Annotated in this window: 18 protein-coding genes; 8 read left to right on the top strand and 10 right to left on the bottom strand. The window is 65.2% G+C overall.

All coding sequences use genetic code 11. From position 1 onward, the window contains the following. Positions 1-149: 149 nt before the first annotated feature. The 3 genes from ASD12_RS23440 to ASD12_RS23450 are packed head-to-tail and all read right to left on the bottom strand — an operon-like array spanning position 150 to position 3,897. Complete coding sequence (locus tag ASD12_RS23440) at positions 150-2,447, bottom strand: xanthine dehydrogenase family protein molybdopterin-binding subunit (RefSeq protein WP_056591771.1); 2,298 nt, start codon at positions 2,445-2,447, stop codon at positions 150-152. Further along, a complete protein-coding gene (locus tag ASD12_RS23445) occupies positions 2,444-3,427 on the bottom strand; it encodes a xanthine dehydrogenase family protein subunit M (RefSeq protein ID WP_056591774.1) in 984 nt (327 codons plus the stop codon). The genes ASD12_RS23440 and ASD12_RS23445 overlap by 4 nt, the downstream gene beginning before the upstream one ends. Then, the gene (locus ASD12_RS23450) at positions 3,424-3,897 is read right to left on the bottom strand and encodes a (2Fe-2S)-binding protein (RefSeq protein ID WP_056591778.1); all 474 of its coding nucleotides are present in this window, start codon (positions 3,895-3,897) and stop codon (positions 3,424-3,426) included. Before ASD12_RS23450 ends, ASD12_RS23445 begins: the two co-directional genes overlap by 4 nt. Positions 3,898-4,204: 307 nt before the next feature. On the opposite strand from ASD12_RS23450, the gene ASD12_RS23455 reads away from it, so the two are divergent. The 4 genes from ASD12_RS23455 to ASD12_RS23470 all read left to right on the top strand — a co-directional run bounded on the left by ASD12_RS23455 (position 4,205) and on the right by ASD12_RS23470 (position 7,338). After that, the gene (locus ASD12_RS23455) at positions 4,205-4,825 is read left to right on the top strand and encodes a TetR family transcriptional regulator (RefSeq protein WP_056591781.1); all 621 of its coding nucleotides are present in this window, start codon (positions 4,205-4,207) and stop codon (positions 4,823-4,825) included. A gap of 59 nt (positions 4,826-4,884) precedes the next feature. Next, positions 4,885-5,883 (top strand): bestrophin family ion channel, encoded by a 999-nt coding sequence (locus ASD12_RS23460; protein WP_056591784.1) that lies wholly within the window; start codon positions 4,885-4,887, stop codon positions 5,881-5,883. Positions 5,884-6,007: 124 nt separating this feature from the next. Further along, on the top strand, positions 6,008-6,481 hold the full coding sequence (locus ASD12_RS23465) for a carboxymuconolactone decarboxylase family protein (protein ID WP_056591787.1): 474 nt from the start codon (positions 6,008-6,010) through the stop codon (positions 6,479-6,481). Then, entirely contained in the window at positions 6,481-7,338 is an 858-nt protein-coding gene (locus ASD12_RS23470; protein ID WP_056592202.1) for a sigma-70 family RNA polymerase sigma factor, read from the top strand. Before ASD12_RS23465 ends, ASD12_RS23470 begins: the two co-directional genes overlap by 1 nt. 25 nt (positions 7,339-7,363) lie before the next feature. Here ASD12_RS23470 and ASD12_RS23475 read toward each other — a convergent pair whose 3' ends face one another. The 4 genes from ASD12_RS23475 to ASD12_RS23490 form a co-directional block, all read right to left on the bottom strand. Then, positions 7,364-7,636: a hypothetical protein gene (locus ASD12_RS23475; protein ID WP_056591789.1), complete on the bottom strand. Its 273-nt coding sequence runs from the start codon at positions 7,634-7,636 to the stop codon at positions 7,364-7,366. Between the two features lie 236 nt (positions 7,637-7,872). Beyond that, on the bottom strand, positions 7,873-8,877 hold the full coding sequence (locus ASD12_RS23480) for an NAD(P)-dependent alcohol dehydrogenase (RefSeq protein WP_056591792.1): 1,005 nt from the start codon (positions 8,875-8,877) through the stop codon (positions 7,873-7,875). A gap of 50 nt (positions 8,878-8,927) precedes the next feature. Then, entirely contained in the window at positions 8,928-9,200 is a 273-nt protein-coding gene (locus ASD12_RS23485; RefSeq protein ID WP_056592205.1) for a hypothetical protein, read from the bottom strand. A gap of 123 nt (positions 9,201-9,323) precedes the next feature. Further along, a complete protein-coding gene (locus ASD12_RS23490) occupies positions 9,324-10,073 on the bottom strand; it encodes a thioredoxin family protein (RefSeq protein WP_056591795.1) in 750 nt (249 codons plus the stop codon). A gap of 330 nt (positions 10,074-10,403) precedes the next feature. On the opposite strand from ASD12_RS23490, the gene ASD12_RS23495 reads away from it, so the two are divergent. The 3 genes from ASD12_RS23495 to ASD12_RS23505 all read left to right on the top strand — a co-directional run bounded on the left by ASD12_RS23495 (position 10,404) and on the right by ASD12_RS23505 (position 13,275). Next, complete coding sequence (locus tag ASD12_RS23495; protein WP_056591798.1) at positions 10,404-11,624, top strand: hypothetical protein; 1,221 nt, start codon at positions 10,404-10,406, stop codon at positions 11,622-11,624. Between the two features lie 36 nt (positions 11,625-11,660). Continuing rightward, positions 11,661-12,293: a PQQ-binding-like beta-propeller repeat protein gene (locus tag ASD12_RS23500; protein WP_056591801.1), complete on the top strand. Its 633-nt coding sequence runs from the start codon at positions 11,661-11,663 to the stop codon at positions 12,291-12,293. 151 nt (positions 12,294-12,444) lie between these two features. Continuing rightward, positions 12,445-13,275: an aldo/keto reductase gene (locus tag ASD12_RS23505; RefSeq protein ID WP_200950966.1), complete on the top strand. Its 831-nt coding sequence runs from the start codon at positions 12,445-12,447 to the stop codon at positions 13,273-13,275. Positions 13,276-13,360: 85 nt separating this feature from the next. On the opposite strand, the gene ASD12_RS23510 is transcribed toward ASD12_RS23505, so the two are convergent. Both ASD12_RS23510 and ASD12_RS23515 read right to left on the bottom strand, forming a co-directional pair. Continuing rightward, the gene (locus tag ASD12_RS23510; RefSeq protein WP_056591808.1) at positions 13,361-13,732 is read right to left on the bottom strand and encodes an endonuclease domain-containing protein; all 372 of its coding nucleotides are present in this window, start codon (positions 13,730-13,732) and stop codon (positions 13,361-13,363) included. A gap of 123 nt (positions 13,733-13,855) precedes the next feature. Then, positions 13,856-14,161 carry a hypothetical protein gene (locus tag ASD12_RS23515; RefSeq protein ID WP_056591812.1) on the bottom strand — a complete coding sequence of 102 codons (306 nt, stop codon included), beginning with the start codon at positions 14,159-14,161 and terminating at the stop codon, positions 13,856-13,858. Between the two features lie 411 nt (positions 14,162-14,572). Between ASD12_RS23515 and ASD12_RS23520 the strand changes: the two genes are divergently transcribed. Then, on the top strand, positions 14,573-16,075 hold the full coding sequence (locus ASD12_RS23520) for an ATP-binding protein (RefSeq protein WP_056591815.1): 1,503 nt from the start codon (positions 14,573-14,575) through the stop codon (positions 16,073-16,075). Positions 16,076-16,329: 254 nt separating this feature from the next. Here the strand turns inward: ASD12_RS23520 and ASD12_RS34370 are convergent, their stop codons facing one another. Further along, positions 16,330-16,476, bottom strand: a complete 147-nt coding sequence (locus tag ASD12_RS34370) for a hypothetical protein (RefSeq protein WP_156398644.1) — start codon at positions 16,474-16,476, stop codon at positions 16,330-16,332. Positions 16,477-16,515: the final 39 nt, after the last annotated feature.

The following is a 16,515-nucleotide window of genomic DNA, read 5'->3' on the forward strand; positions in this document are numbered from 1 at the left end:
GAGATGGCCGGCAGGCCAGAGGGGGGTCGGTTCAACTGGCCTCAGCCTGCTGCTGCTGCAGATGAGGTTGGCGCTCTACGCGCGGCGACCCCCTCTGTCGGCTTCGGCGACATCTCCCCGTCGAGGGGGGAGATAAAGCCGGGCGCTGGTTAAATCAGCTTTTCCAGCGTGATCGGCAGGTCGCGTATCCTCTTGCCCGTGGCGTGAAACACAGCGTTGGCGATCGCCGGTGCGACGCCGACAATCGCCAACTCGCCGACGCCCTTGCCGCCGAGCACCGAGGAATGCAGGTCGGGAATGCCGACCGAGATCACCTCGATATCGGGGATGTCGGCATTGGTAGGCACCAGATAATCGGCGAGGTTGTTGTTGACGATGCGGCCATGGCGGCGGTCCATGATGCCTTCCTCCAGCAGGGCCTGGCCGATGCCCATGATGATGCCGCCCTTCCACTGGCTTTCGGCAAGTTTCGGGTTGTAGAGCCGGCCCGAATCCAGCGCCGACACCACGCGTGATACGCGCACCGTGCCGAAATCCTCGTCGACGCGCACCTCGATGAAATGCGCGCACCAGGAGTGGCGGGAATAGTCGCCCTCTGTGTGCGGCAGCGCCATGGCGATGGTGGTGTAGTTCTTGTAGCGGTCGTCTGATGTCGAGTTGGCCGGCATGGTGTCGCCGGTGGCTTCGATGTGGTCGCGGCCGACGCTTTTGAGCAGTTCGGCGATCGAGACATCGGGTCCGTCGCCGCGCGGCGAGCCGATGCGGCCGTTGGCGACGACCAGCGTGTTGGCCTGCAGCGCATGGAAAGGCGAGCGCGGATCGCTGATGGCGAGGCCGACGAGTTGGTCGAGCGCCGATGTCGCCGCCTTGTAGACGGCGCCGGTCATCACGCCGGCCAGCCGCGAACCGCCGGTGACGCCAGCGCGGGGAAAGCGCGAGTCGCCGAGCTTCACCACCACGTCGTCGGCTCGCACGCCCACCGTTTCGGCGGCGGTTTGCGCCAGGATGGTGTAGGTGCCCTGGCCCATGTCGATCGACGAGCTTTCGACCTCGACCGACCCATCGGCCAGGATGCGCACGATCGCCTCGCCATAGGCACGTCGCACCGGATAGGTGCCGGCAGCTACTCCCCAGCCGATCAGCTGGTTGCCGTCGCGCATGGAGCGCGGTTCGGGCGTACGCCTGAACCAGCCGAAGCGCTCGGCGCCGGTGGCAAAAGCCTCGCGCAACTGCCTGGTCGACCAGGCTTTTTTGGCATGCGGATCCTGCTCGGCATAGTTCCTCAGCCGGATCTCCAGCGGATCGATGCCGACCTCGTAAGCGAGCTCGTCGATGGCGCTTTCGATGCCGAAGGCGCTAGGGTTTTCGCCCGGCGCGCGCATGGCGCCCGGCACCACGGAATTCACCCGCACGACATTCTGCTTCGAGGAGAAAGTCGGCGTCGCATACATGATCGAGGTGACCGACCCGAGCGGCTCGACCCACATGCCGTCGATCGACGTCTCGTTGACGCCGCGATGCACGATCGACTGGATTTTTCCGTTCGCGTCGGCGCCGATCGCCACCGTCTGGCGTGTCGCGGCGCGGCCGCCATAGCCGGTGAAGGTCTGCGGCCGCGTCATCACCAGCCGTACCGGCCGGCCGAGCATTCTGGCGGCACATGCCGCTACCGCGCCATGGCTGAGCGCCAGCGCCTTGGAACCGAAGCCGCCGCCAATATAGGGCGAGACCAGCCGCACATTCTCGAACGGCACGCCGAACCATTCGGCATAGGTGCGCGCCATGCCGTCCAGCCACTGGCTCGGTTCCCAAACGGTGAGCTGATCGTCCTCCCAGCGGGCGATCAGGCCGTGCGGCTCCATCGGCGCCTGGTATTCACGCGGTGTGTTGTAGGCGGCGCAGATGCGGACCGGAGCCGAGGCGAAAGCGGCTTGCGCGTCGCCCCATTCCTTGGTCATGGCGTCGATCGGAATGCCGTCGCCGGCCTTGGCATCGCTGAGGTCGACGATGGAAGGCGTCTCGTCATAGCTGACCTTGACCAGCGCTGCCGCCGCGACCGCCTGTTCGAAGGTCTCGGCGACCACGGCGGCGACATGCTGACCGGAGAAGGTGATGTCGCGGGCCAGCGGGCAATAGGGCTTGTCGGGTGGCGGCGTGCCGAACCAGTCCGAAGCGGTCCTGAGGCTGATGATGGTGTCAGGCGTCAGCACCTGCAGCACGCCGGGCGCTGCCTCGGCGGCAGTGGTATCGATCGCACGCACCTTGCCCGACGCAATCGTGCTTTCGACCAGCACGGCATAGGCGAGGCCTTCGAGCCGCTGCTCGACGGCGTATTTCGCTGCACCGGTGATCTTGGCCGGGCCGTCGACGCGCGACAGCCGGCCGCCGACGGCTTCCGACAGCGCACCGTCGGACGCGTCGCCATGTCTGATGTTGTGAACGGTCATGCCGTTTCTCCCAATTTGAGGATGGCGCGGGCGACGACGCGCGGCGCCAGTTCGATCTTGTAGTGGTTGGCGCCATGGTCGACGGCGCCTTCGACGGCGAGCAGGCTGGCGGCGCGGACAGCGTCCGGCTCCAGCACCTTGCCCTTAAGCGCGTCTTCCGCGGCCCGGGCACGCCAAGGCTTTGTAGCGACGCCGCCAAGCGCGACGCGCAGGTCGCGGATGGTGCGTCCGTCGGCTTCGAACTCGACGCCGACGGCGGCACTGGCGGCGGCAAACTCATAGGATTGGCGATCGCGGATCTTGAGGTAAGTAGAACGCCGGGCAGAGGCCGAGCCGGGGATCTCGATCGCGGTGATCATCTCGCCTGGTTCGATGGCGTGTTCCCTGTTCGGCGTGGTGCCGGGCAGAAGGAAAAAGTCATCGACCGGAACCTGGCGCAGGCCCAGATGCACGACCGCATCGAAGGCGACCAGGGCCACGGCGAGGTCGCCGGGATACATGGCGATGCAGGCGTTGCTGGTGCCGAGCACGGCGTGTCCCCTTGTGACGCCGCCGATGGCCGAACAGCCGCTGCCGGGTTCCCGCTTGTTGCAGGCGGGGAAATTCGCCGGGTCGCGGAAATAGGGGCAACGCGTGCGCTGCATCAGATTGCCGCCGATGGTCGCCATGTTGCGGATCTGCGCCGAGGCCGCCTGCCACAGTGCTTCCGAGACGGCGGGAAAGCGGCTCTTGATGTCGCCATGGTCGGCGACATGGCCCATCCTGGCCAGCGCGCCGATGGTGGCGCCGCGCTCGCCCACTTCGATGCTGTTCAGCCCCTTGAGATGGGTGATGTCGACCAGCGTCTCGGGCTCGGTGACGCCACATTTGGCGAGGTCGATCAGCGTGGTGCCGCCAGCGAGCAGCATGGCGCCGGGCAGGGCGGCCGCCTGGAGTGCGGCATCGACTGAAGCTGCGCGCAGATAGGAAAAATCCTTCATGACTGGACCTCCAATGCCGCCTGGCGAACGGCGGCGACGATGTGCGGATAGGCGCCGCAGCGGCAGAGATTGCCAGCCATGTATTCGCGGATTTCCTCGTCGGAGCCGGCATGGCCCTCACGGATGCAGGCGACCGCCGACATGATCTGGCCGGGCGTGCAATAGCCGCACTGGAAGGCGTCCTGTTCGAGGAAGGCAGCCTGCACGGGATGCATTTCGCCCTCCCGTGCAAGCCCCTCTATAGTGGTGACGGTGCGGCCCTCGACTTGTGCGGCCAGCGTCAGGCAGGCCAGCACGCGCTCGCCGTCAACATGCACCGTGCAGGCGCCGCACTGGCCGTGGTCGCAGCCCTTCTTGGTGCCGGTCAGGCCGAGCCGGTCGCGCAAGGCATCGAGCAGCGTGACACGCGGCTCAAGTTGAAGTTCGTGATGGTCGCCGTTGATATCGAGTTGGACGTGGATTTTGGTCATGGGCGTCTGGCTCCAGTTGCTTGACGCGGATGGGAATGAATTGGGGTCGAGGCGGGGGAGGGCAAGGGCACCTTGTGGCTAGGCCTGAACGGCGGAGGCGTCGACGACAGATGATCCCCACGAGGGGGAGATTGACGGCTTGGCCGTCTTCGCCAGCCTCCGGTGATCTTGCAGGTTTGAAAGACGTGACATAACGGTCCCCCTTCTTATATGATGAAGGTACTCCACTAAAACGGAGGCGCCTCCGTTTATTACGTGGGGGTTGACCCGACCGGGTTCAAGCCCCTGACACGACGTGGAGAAAAAATTGGCCATCGAGCCGCCCGCCATTGCTGAACAGACGGCCGAAGCCGCGGAGACAAAACCGCTGCGCGCCGATGCGCAGCGCAACCGTGACCGGCTGGTCGAGGTGGCGGCCGTCGTCTTTGCCGAGCGTGGCATCGATGCTTCGCTGGAGGAGATTGCGCGCCGCGCCGGTGTCGGCATCGGTACGCTCTACAGGCATTTCCCGACGCGCGAGCATCTGGTCGAAGTGGTCTACCGCCGGGAGGTGGAGGCACTGTGTGCGGCCGTCGGCGAGCTTGCCCAAAAACATCCGTCCGATGTCGCGCTGGAACAGTGGATGCAGCGCTTCGTCGACTATATCGCCACCAAGCGCGGCCTGGCGACCAGCCTGCGCATCCTGCTCACCACCAATTCGACACTGTTTTCCGACACGTCGGGCCGGGTATCGCAAGCCTTGCGGCAACTGGTCGAGGCGGCGGTGGCCGACGGCACCATCCGAGGCGATGTCGATGCTTCGGACGTGCTGCATGCACTGTCGGGCATCTACTCGGCACCCGACACCCCGGAATGGCGCGACCGCTCGCGCCGCCTGGTCAAGCTGCTGATGGACGGGTTGCGGTTTGGCGCGGGGAAGGCACGGTGAGGGCGACCAGATTTCGGTCGTGCAACAACCTGACCTGTCCATGATTTGAGGGGCATCCGATGTATGTAGGCCGTTCCTACAAGGTGATCGATTTCGCGCTCTGGTCGCGACGCAGCGTCATCTACATGGCGGTGGTGAGCGGACTGGCTGTCGCAGCCTACCGGCTTCCCGGTATCGCCGGTTTCTCGGTACCATGGTCGGTGGTGCTGGTGCTCGGCACGACGGTGTCACTCGTTGCCGGCTTCAAGAATTCGCAGGTGTTCACCCGCAGCAGCGACGCGCTGCAGGCCTTCGCGCAAATTACGGCCAGCAGCCGGCTGTGGTCCAATTTCTGCAGGGACTTCATCGATGCGCCGACGGCCCGGCAACTCATCTACCGCCATATCGCCTGGATGACGGCACTGCGGTTCGCCCTGCGGCGGCCGATGCCCTGGGAATCCATGGCGCGGGCAGCCAATGTCGAATACCGGCGGCGCTACCACATCCATGAGGATGCGAGCTCGGTCGCCGGCGAATTGCGTCCGCTGCTGGCCGAACAGGCCGAGGATGTGCTGAAATCGGCTCAGCCGGCGATCACCCTGCTCGAACTACAATCGGTCCAGGTCAATGCGTTGTTCAAGGATGCAAAAATCCCTCCGCAGGTCTATGTCGAGCTGACCAAGCTGATCCGCGACTTCCACGACCAGCAGGCGCGCTGCGATCGCATCAAGAACAATCCCTATCCCAGGCAATACGCCATCGTCAGCTCGATGTTCGTGATGATCTTCTGCACCCTGCTGCCATTCGGGGTGGTTCCGGTGTTTGCCGAGATGGGCAAACTGGGCGGCGTGCTCGGTCCGATCGCGATCTGGCTGACCATCCCGTTCAGCACGCTGCTGGGCTGGGCCTACATGTCGCTCGACCAGGTCGGCGAGAGCAGCGCCAATCCCTTCGAGGGCAGCGCCAACGATGTTCCGATCTCGCAGATCTGCCGCGACATCGAGATCGAACTGCGCAGCGGGCTTGGCGAGGCTGACCTGCCCAAGCCGTTGCTGCCGGTGAACGACATTGCCACCTAGGCAGCCAGACACCGAGGGCTGCGCGACCGCTCGCGCCGGCGACATGCACAAAAATCTCGGCGTGTATGTCACACCAGCGGATCCTGTCTCGTCATGATGTCGGCACAACAGAAGGAAGCCAATCATGACTGCAAAACTTGATCTCTTCGCCGCTGCCCCTGCGCTGATGAAGGAATGGCAGCGCGCAGCCTTTGCCATTTCGGCCAGCCTCGAGCCGAGCCTGGCCGAGCTGGTGAAGATACGGGCATCCCAGATCAACGGCTGCGCCAACTGCCTCAACATGCACACGGTGTTCGCGCGCGAGGACGGCGAAACCGAGCAGCGCCTCTATTTGTTGGCGGCGTGGCGCGAGGCGCCCTGCTATACCGACCGTGAACGCGCCGCGCTTGGCTGGACCGAGGCGCTGACGCGGATCAGCGAAGGACATACGCACGAAAGCGCCTATGATGCCCTGAAGGCCGAGTTCACGCCGGAGGAACAGGTGAAGCTCACCTTGATGATCAATGTCATCAACGGGTACAACCGCCTTGCGGTCGGTTTCGGCGGTTGGGCCGATCCGGCGGCGATCAGGTCAGCCGCCAAGGCGGCGGCTGCCTGATGACGAACGCGGAGCCCGAGCATACAGCGCCGGATTTCGGCGTGCTCGGACCAAAGCTCAGGCGCGTCGCCTATCGTATGCTTGGCTCCGTGGCGGACGCCGAGGATATCGTGCACGAGGCCTTCATCCGCTGGATGAGGGCCGACCGCAGCGATGTGCGCGAGCCCGAGGCCTTTCTGTGCCGCACGGTCACGCGACTCTGTCTCGACCAGCTCAAATCCGCGCGCCGCCGGCGTGAGAGCTATGTCGGTCCCTGGCTTCCCGATCCGCTCGTGGAAGAGGACGACGAGGAAGACGTCACCTTGCCGCTGATGATGGTGCTGGAGCGTCTTTCTCCGCTCGAGCGGGCGGCCTTTCTGCTGCACGATGTGTTCGGGCTGGGATACCAGGAGGTCGCCGCCGCCATCCAGCGCGAACCCGCCGCCTGCCGCCAGCTCGCTGCCCGCGCGCGCACCCATGTCCGTGAGGCGCGCCCGCGTTTCAAGGTGGAGAAGCAACGCGGCCTGGCACTGGCCGAGGCCTTCTTCGCCGCCTCGCGCAACGGCGACATGAAGGCGCTCGGGGCGCTTTTGGCGGCCGATGTCAGCGCCCATGCCGACGGCGGCGGCAAGCGTCCGGCCGCCACGGATGTGGTCCTGGGCTTCGATGCCGTCATGCAGCAATACGAGCGTGTGGTTGCCTGGCTCCAGGAGAACCGCTCGACCCTTGTTCGCATCGGTTTCGTCAACGGATTGCCCGGCTTCGTCACGCTGGAAGCCGATGGCGAGCTGCAGACAACCGCGCTCGACATCGAGGACGGAAAGATCGCGGCCATCTATGTGATGCGCAATCCCGACAAGCTGAGGCACCTGCATTGAAACCTGTCGCCCGAAAAGCGAGCGGTTACCCCTTCGCTTCGACCAGAATCACCAGCGACTCCGGCACCACTCCGTCGTGGGCCATTGCGTCGGCAGCCGCCTTGCTCTGCATCAGCGCGGCCATCTTATCCATGTCCGGAACGTCCATCATCACGGCCACACGTTTCGGGTTCTGCGGATCGACGAAAGTGCGGATGTTGGTGATCCCAAGCGAGCCGAAGAGCTCCTTGCGCTTGGGTGAATTGAGCCAGTGCTTGCTGTCTTTCGTGATGTTGTGGTGACCGATAACGGTTGGCATGGCATCCTCCCTGGTTCTACGCAATTCCCACGGGAAAGCGCTATGCGCTTTTCCCGGGAAACCGTTTCACGCTTTTCCCGGAATTGCTGAGGTGACGCCGGCGGTCGATATCGCCCGCCTGATGCTGCGATCCACCTGTGAAAACCAGTGAGCGCCGTTTCTCTCGGACTGTCAATTAGCTGTTGCTGATGGATTTTGGGTGGTTTGTGGGGCTGCTGGCGCCTTGGGGGGAGCGCTCAAACGTCGAGGCAGACCTTGCCGAAATGCTTCTGGGATTCGTAGTGTGCGAAGGCGGTGGCGATGTCCTCAAGCGGGAAATGGCGGTCGACAACGGGCTTCAGGCGGTTGATCTCTATCGCCCGGATCATGTCCTGCTGGTCGGCCCGGCTGCCAATGGAAATGCCGCTGATGCGGATCTGGTTCGAAAACACCGCCGGGATCGAGACCTCAGCCGCAAAGCCGGTCAGCACGCCGATCAGGGCGATGTGACCGCCCGTCCGGCAGGCCGCTATCGACTGCGCCAGCGTGTCGGGGCCGCCGACCTCGATCACGTGATCGACGCCGCGTCCGTCGGTGAAGTTTCTGGCCTTTTGGCCCCAGTCCGGCACCGCCTTGTAGTTGATGACAGTGTCGGCGCCGAGGCGCCTGAGTCGCTCCAGCTTCTGCTCGTCGGATGACGTTGCTATGACCCGGGCGCCGGCGGCTTTGGCGAATTGCAGCGCAAACAGCGACACACTGCCGGTGCCGAGGACCAGCACCGTGTCGCCCGGCTTCACCTTGCCGCACACAACCAGGCCCCGCCAGGCGGTGACGCCCGTGCAGGTGAGCGTTGCCGCCTCGACATGCGTATAGCCCGCCGGTGCCCTGGTGAAGGCCCGCGCCGGCATGCATACATACTCGCTGGCGAAGCCGTCAAAACTTTCCCCCGGAATGTCGCGCCGGGTCGCGGGCATCATGTCGCCGTCGAGCCACCAGGGGTAGAAGACGCTGACGACGCTGTCTCCGGGCTTGAACGCATCGACAGCGTCGCCGACGGCAATCACCTCGCCTGCGCCATCGGACAGCGGAACGCGGCCGTCAGCGAACGGTGTCTTGCCCTGCACCGCGAAATCGTCACGCATGTTCAACGAGCAGGCCCGGATCCTGACCAGCACGTCACCCGGCCCTGGCTGGGGCGGGTCTTCCTCGACCAGGTCGAGATTGTCCAAGCCGCCCGGCGCTCTCAGCCTGACCAGTTTCATTGTCTTTCTCCGATGTGTGGGGTGTCGAAAATTGGGGCGGCGCGCTGGACCTATCGGACCTGCCGGCCGGAAATCACCCGCAGCCAGGGCGCCAGATGGAAGGCGCTCATCAGAAGATACATCGCCGCCATTCCGGTTAAAGACGGGCCGGTCAGTGGCGAGGAGCCCATGCACAGCATGGCTGCATCGCCACCCTGGAGACAGGAGAGCAGCGCCATCAGCGCGAAGGTAGGGGCCGCAGCAAGGCATAGCCAGTCGGCGATGGTGAGGGGGGCAGTGTCTTCGGAGGGCACGCTGCCCGTGCGAGAATGGATATCGCTCATGGTCTCTTCCTTGATGGTCATGGCGGGGCCGATAACAGGACTTGGGTTCCTCTCCCCCACTCCGTGAGGGAGAGGAAACTCAAGCTGGGTGAGCGTGCGCCACCCTTTCCCGACAGGCCCTCGCTACTCGCCCTTGTCGCGGAACGCCGCTTCTCCGGCCGCAGACACTTGTTCCCATGTCTTGTCGACCCCGGCGTCGTAATTGTCGTGCCAGTTCCACCAGGAGTAGAGCGGGGTCTGCGGATAGCCTTCGGGCGAATCTTCCCAGATCTCCTGGCGGCCGAGCGGCGTCGCGTCGAGATAGCTCCAGACGGTGCCCATCGCCTCGTCGCCGCGGCTGTTGATGAAATAGGTGCGGAAGATGCGGTCGCCATCGCGGATGAAGACGTTGTGGCCGTGCCATTCGTCGACGCCGAAGTCTTTGTCGAAACTGTCGGTGATGGTGTACCAGGGCATCTCCCAGCCCATCCGCTGCTTCACCCGCGCAATGTCGGCCTGCGGGGCGCGCGAGGCGTAGGCAAGCGTGGTGTTGCGGGCGTTGAGATGGGCGAGGTGGCCGACCTGATCGGCGCCGAGCGAACAGCCGCGGCAGGCATGCTCGGGCCAGCCGAACACGCCGGGCTCGAAGAAGGCGCGGTAGACGATCAGCTGGCGGCGGCCCTCGAACAGGTCGAGCAGGCTCGCCTTGTCATTCGGCCCCTCGAACACATAGGCCTTGTCGACTTCCATCCACGGCATGCGCCGGCGCTCGGCGGCCAATGCGTCCTTGGCGCGCAGCGTTGCCTTCTCCTTCACCAGCATCTGTTCGCGGGCAGCTTCCCAGTCCTGTCTTGAAACGATCGGCGGGGTCTTCATTGCGATGTGCTTGGTCATTGGTCGTCTCCTTGTCAGTTTGCCGCCGCACTGTTGCGACGTGTTGCTGCTTGCTGATCGTGAGCTAGGGTAGGGCGGTCTGGCGCAGCGGTGGGAGTTACAAGTGTGAGGGGATTTGAATCGCCAGGCCCGCCGCAGCAGGGGTGGCGGATTCGCGCGGAGTGCCTGGTCGTGTCGATTGTCGCGTCGAGGGGCAGATCGGCTGAACTGGGCATCTTCTTCTCCGTTGGCGTGCCGTTGGTTGCCGGCACGGCTTGCTGGTTGACTGTGCTGGCTTAAGTTAGGGCGGTGACGCTCGGGGGTGGGAGTTACAAGTGTGACGGGATTTGAATGGACTCGCTGATCACCGCGGCAGCACTGGCGCTGGCCGGGGGCGATCCGCTCGGCGCGCTGGATCGCGTCGCCTTGCGCGAAGACCCGCCGGCGCTGGCGCTGCGCGGCATTGCGATGGCGCAGCTCGGCGATCTCGATCGCGCCAAGGCGCTGCTGCGGAGGGCCGCGCGTGGCTTCGGCCCGAAAGAAGCGGTGGCGCGCGCCAGATGCGTCGTCGCCGAGGCCGAGATCGCGCTGGTCTCGCGCGACCTCGGCTGGCCGGCCAAGGCGCTCGATGCGGCGCGCGCAACTCTGGAAAAGCACGGCGACCGGCTGAACGCCGGGCATGCCGGCCACCTCAAGGTGCGGCGCCTGCTTTTGATCGGCCGTCTCGACGAGGCTGAAGACGTGCTGGCCGGGCTCGACCCGGCGCCGCTTCCGCCGGCCTCGCGCGCCGCGCACGAACTCGCGGTCGCCGGCATCGCGATACGGCGCCTGAAGACGAAGCCGGCGCGCAGGGCGTTGGAGTGGGCACGCCACGCCGCTCGCCGGGCCGGCATTGCGGGCCTGATCGCGGAGGTCGACAGCGCATTCTTGGCGCTGGACACGCCGGCCGCGCGGCTGATCGCGGGTGGCGAGCAGCGCCCCTTGCTGCTCGAGGACGTCGAGGCGTTGCAGGCGTCGCCGGCGCTGCTGGTCGATAGTTTCCGCTATGTCGTGCGCAGGCAGGAAGTCACGGTCTCGCTGGCAACGCGGCCGGTGCTGTTTGCGCTGGCACGCGCGCTCGCCGAAGCATGGCCAGGCGATGTGTCGAGGGCGAGGCTAATCGCCGAAGCCTTCGGCGGCAGGCACGCCGATGAATCGCACCGGGCGCGGCTGCGGGTCGAGATCGGCCGGCTGCGCGCCGAACTGCGGGGGCTGGCCGACATTGGCGCGACCAGCCAGGGTTTCGCGCTGGCACCGCGCCAGGCGCGCGAGGTGCTGGTGCTGGCGCGGCCTATCGAGGAGCGGCACGCGGCGGTGCTGGCCTTCCTTGCCGATGGTGAATCCTGGGCGTCCTCTGCGCTGGCGCTGGCGCTTGGCATCGGCCAGCGCAGCGTGCAGCGTGCGCTGGAGCAGCTTGGCGAGGCCGGCAAGGTGCAGTTTTTCGGGCACGGACGGGCGCGCCGCTGGATGACGCCGCCGGTGGCGGGATTCACGACCACCTTGTTACTCCCGGCGCCGTTGCCGAGTGGTTAGTAAGGGACATCAGACCATCTCAGTGAGGATCAAGACATGAAACAGTCAGCGGCCGAAATCCTGCGCGAATACGGACCCTTTCCGGAAGTGGAGAGGGTGCATGGGGTGAGCTTTGACGGCAACAACGTCTGGTTTGCCTCGGGCGAGAAGCTGAACGCCTTCGATCCGGAAAACGGGCAGGCGCTGCGCTCGATCGATGTCGCGGCACATGCCGGCACCGCCTATGACGGCCAGCATTTCTTCCAGCTTGCCAACGAGCTCATCCAGAAGATCGACCCTGATACCGGCCAGGTGCTGGCGGCCATTCCGGCGCCCGGCGGCGGCGGTGATTCCGGGCTGACCTGGGCTGAAGGGACGCTGTGGGTGGGGCAATATCGCGAGCGCAAGATCCACCAGATCGATCCGGAGACCGGGGCAATCCTGCGCACCATCGAATCCAACCGTTTCGTCACCGGGGTGACATGGGTTGACGGCGAACTGTGGCACGCCACCTGGGAAGGCGACTACAGCGACCTGCGCCGCGTCGACCCGCAATCAGGCAAGGTACTGGAGAAGCTCGACATGCCGGCCGGCATGGGCGTGTCGGGACTTGAATCCGATGGCGGCGACCGCCTCTACTGCGGCAGCACATCCGCCGGGGTGGTGCGGGCGGTGCGCCGGCCGCGGTGAGGCTGACACCGAGGTCACACTTGCAGGCGAACTTCGACAATTTGTCGCTGTCGGCTGGCCGCGCCCCCTGTCGAACCTAGATAGGCTGTGCACCGGGCGGACCGCCTGGACCAGCTTTGCAAAGGACCCCGCCATGCCTGAACAGCCCACCATGCCTGCACAGATTGCGTTGAACGACGGCTCCGCCGTTCCCCAGCTCGGCCTTGGCGTGTGGCAGGTCGACCAGGATATCACCGCTGAAGTGGTGGGTTGGGGCATTGAGGCCGGCTATCGCCTGATCGACACCGCCGAGGGTTACCAGAACGAGGAGGGGGTCGGAGAGGCGATACGCAGCGCCGGCGTGCCGCGCCGCGAGCTGTTCATCACGTCCAAGCTGCGAAACGCCACGCACCAGCGCGATGCGGCGTTGCGCGCGTTCGACGAGACGATGGGCAAGCTCGGCATCGAGCAGCTCGACCTGTTCCTGATCCACTGGCCGGTGCCCAGCCTGGACAAATATGGCGAGGCCTGGAAGACGCTGGTCGAGCTCAGGCAAGGCGGCCGCATCAAGTCGATCGGTGTTTCGAATTTCAACCAGGACCATCTGGAGCGGATTATCACAGAGACCGGCGTGACGCCCGTCGTCAACCAGATCGAGTTGCATCCTCGTTTCCAGCAACGCGACCTTAGGGACTTTCATGCCAGCCACGGCATCCGCATCGAAAGCTGGAGCCCGCTGGGCAGCGGCCGGCTGCTGAACGATCCGACCTTGGCAAGCATTGCAAAAAAGCATGGCAAGTCTGTCGCCCAGACGATCATCCGCTGGCATCTCCAGGAGGGGCTGATCGTCATTCCAAAATCGATCCGCAGGGATCGCATCGTCGCCAATTTCGATGTCTTCGATTTCGAGCTCGATGCCCAGGATCTGCAGACGATCCGGGGCATGGATTCGCCCGACGGGCGCACCGGGCCGAACCCCGCCACGGCCGCGTTTTTGTTCTGAGGGGCCCGGCGGCCGAACTGCCAATCTCCCCCCTCGTGGGGGAGATGTCCGGCAGGACAGAGGGGGGCGCTGCCCCGCCAACGTGTCAGGACGTGTCGGTCAAACCTGCGCTGATAACAATATGTTGGCAGACATTGTCGATGTCTCGAATGACATCGTCATTCCAGAACCGCAGCACGGTCCAGCCATCCTGCGCCAGACGTGACGTCCTTGCTTCGTCACTTGTGAGAGCGTCGGTTTCCGCATGCTGGGTGCCGTCAAGCTCGACGATCATCGTCTTCTCTGGACAAGCGAAGTCGGCGATGTAGCCAGCGATTGGAAATTGTCGCCGAACGCCAAGGCCCATCAGTCTGTGCGCACGAAGCTCGTTCCAGAGCTTCAACTCGGCGCCGGTCATGACTTTACGCATCGACCTCGCGTTTGCGCGGTGTTTCGGGGGCAATGGTGTGTGAGGCATGGTCAGTGTTCGGTGGTTATCGATGTTGGCGCTCTACGGCGCCCCCCTCTGTCCTGCCGGACATCTCCCCCACTTGAGGGGAGATCGGCAGTTCGACCGCTTTCGCCAAACTCTTGCACCCGCTCAAATCCCCGAGCCGTCGAGTTGCTGGGCGTCTTCACCTTCCCAAGGTGCTGGCATCGAGGCACGGCTGAGGTTGGCCGTCGGCAACGGCATCCAGCACTTCAGTTCCGGTTCGGCGTATTCGACGACGCGCCCTGGCGAGGAGTCCGACGCGCGCCAGCCTTCCGAGGCGAACTGGTCGGCGCGTGACCAATAGGCGAGGTCGACTTCCGCCGGCCCCTGTTCGGACGGGCGCACCGTGACCAGGATGCGGCTGCCATCCCTCGGCGCCGTCGACATGTGGCGCCACCGTTCGGGCTCGTCCATCGCAATTCCTCCTCGCACCTGTTCGTTGGGTGGAGTGTCGCCTTGCGGTCCGAAGGGGTCAACCCAAAGTTTGCGCCGCTAAGCGGCTCTGTACGATGCCAGAACTTGGCGGGATCAGGCGCAGTTGGCGACCGACATATACTTGGAGAGGGAACTTGAAACGTCGGTCGCCAAGCGGGCGGGGTTGGGACGCATCACGTTGGGGACGCGGTGCAAGGTCAGGCTAACCGGATGCGGGGCGCCTGCAATCGGAACGCTGGCCCATGGTGAACGACTGGTTACTATCCACAGGGTTCACCCGACAGACCGCGTCAGGACAGCTGTGCGCAACGCTGAACTGCCGGCCATGCGCGCTCGACGGGCTGTGACCCAGTTGATAAGCCCATCTGCGAAAGGAGCGCCTGAGTCGAGATGACCGTTGCGATCGAGATGGGACACACGACCGCAGGCGCCCCGGCGAACCTGGATCTCGAGGAACTGCTGGCGACCCGGCTTTTGGTGCAGGGCAATTCGGGCTCCGGCAAGTCGCATCTGCTGAGGCGCCTCCTGGAGCAGAGCGTGCCCTGGGTGCAGCAGACCATCATCGACCCCGAAGGCGACTTCGTGTCGCTGGGCGATCGTTACGGCCATCTGGTGATTGATGCCGAGCAGCATACCGAGCGCGGCCTGCAAGCGGCCGGCGAGCGGGCGCGCATCCATCGCGTCTCCACCGTGCTCAATCTCGAAGGGCTCGACGCCGAGAACCAGATGCGGCGCGCTGCCGCCTTCCTCGGCGGGCTGTTCGAGGTCGCCCGCGACCACTGGTACCCGATGCTGGTGGTGGTGGACGAGGCGCAGCTGTTCGCGCCGGCGGTCGCCGGCGAGGTTTCCGACGAGGCACGAAAGCTCTCGCTCGGCGCCATGACCAATTTGATGTGCCGTGGCCGCAAGCGCGGGCTGGCCGGCATCATCGCCACCCAGCGGCTGGCCAAGCTCGCCAAGAACGTCGCCGCCGAGGCGTCCAATTTTCTCATGGGCCGCACCTTCCTCGATATCGACATGGCGCGCGCCGCCGACCTTTTGGGCATGGAACGGCGCCAGGCGGAGGCTTTTCGCGACCTGGAGCGCGGGCAGTTCATGGCGCTCGGCCCGGCGTTGTCGCGCCGTCCGCTGGGCCTGCGCATCGGCCCGACCGATACAAGCCCGCGCAACGGCACACCGCGGCTGATGGCGATGCCGGAAGCGGCATTGGAGGATGCACGCGCCATCATCCTGGCGGCGCTGCCCCCCGAGACGGTGCGCGCGCCGCGCCGCACGACGTCGCCGGACCTGCTCGACCAGTTGATGGCGGCCAAGTCAGCGGCCTTGGAAATCCGCCCCGAACCGGCGGAGCCGCAAGTCAGCGCCGAGGATCTGGCGGAGCGTCGTGAGCGCGTCGACCGCGTGCTGCGCGCCATCCTGGCGCAACCCGACGCGGGTTTCCGTGTGATCGGCGTGCTCTATCAGGAATTCGTGGTCCGCTGCCGCATCGAAGGCCTCGCCTCGGTCGTGCCCGACCTGCCGGAGTTCCGCCGCATGCTGACGCGCGCCCGCGCCGGCCTCGGCTCCGAGACGACGCAGGATGACGCATGGCGGGACGTTTCCGTCCGCGCGTCGCTGCTGCCCGACGACATGCAGGGCGTGTTCATGATGATCGCGCGTGCGGCAAAGGAGGGCTGGCCGTGCCCGAGCGACGCCGCGATCGCGCGTGCCTACGGCTCCCACTCGCTGCGCCGCGCCCGGCGTCTCTTGACCTATATCGAGGAGCAAGGCCTCATCGTCTGCCAACTGGACGGAACAGGCCGGCGCACCGTGACGCTGGTCGAACTGGCCTGGGCGACGGCACCGGGCGATCCAAATGCTGCGGAGGTGGAGCAGGGGAGCCTGGCGCTGTGAGGCGGGGCGGATAGGGCGCTGTGGGGTTAGAAGCCGCCTTGCATGCGCTCACCTCGGCACGCGCGGGGAGCCAGCAACGACGTCGATCCCACACCCGGCCGTCAGATCGGTCGCGGTGACACCGGTCAGGGTAGGTGTATCTCGCCACCGAAATCGATGGCCGTGCCTGTTTTGCGGCGAACGCCGACCTTGCGGCCCATTTTCATTGCAAGTGATCAAAGCGTCGCCAACTGCGAATTCGCTATGGTCTTTCCTTAGGATTGGCGCAGCTTCAGCTGCTCCTCCAGCGCAACGACAACACTTGTGGCAAATCCGTCGTGTACATAGCGGTAGATGTGCAAACGGTTGCCGTTGCCGAATTCGCGGCGGATCGGCTTGCCGTCCCGGAAATGCGCGCCCATATCCGCTTCGACCAGTACCAATGGAGACGTGGGTTCGAC

This window comes from Mesorhizobium sp. Root102 (assembly GCF_001425625.1).
GTDB lineage: Bacteria > Pseudomonadota > Alphaproteobacteria > Rhizobiales > Rhizobiaceae > Mesorhizobium.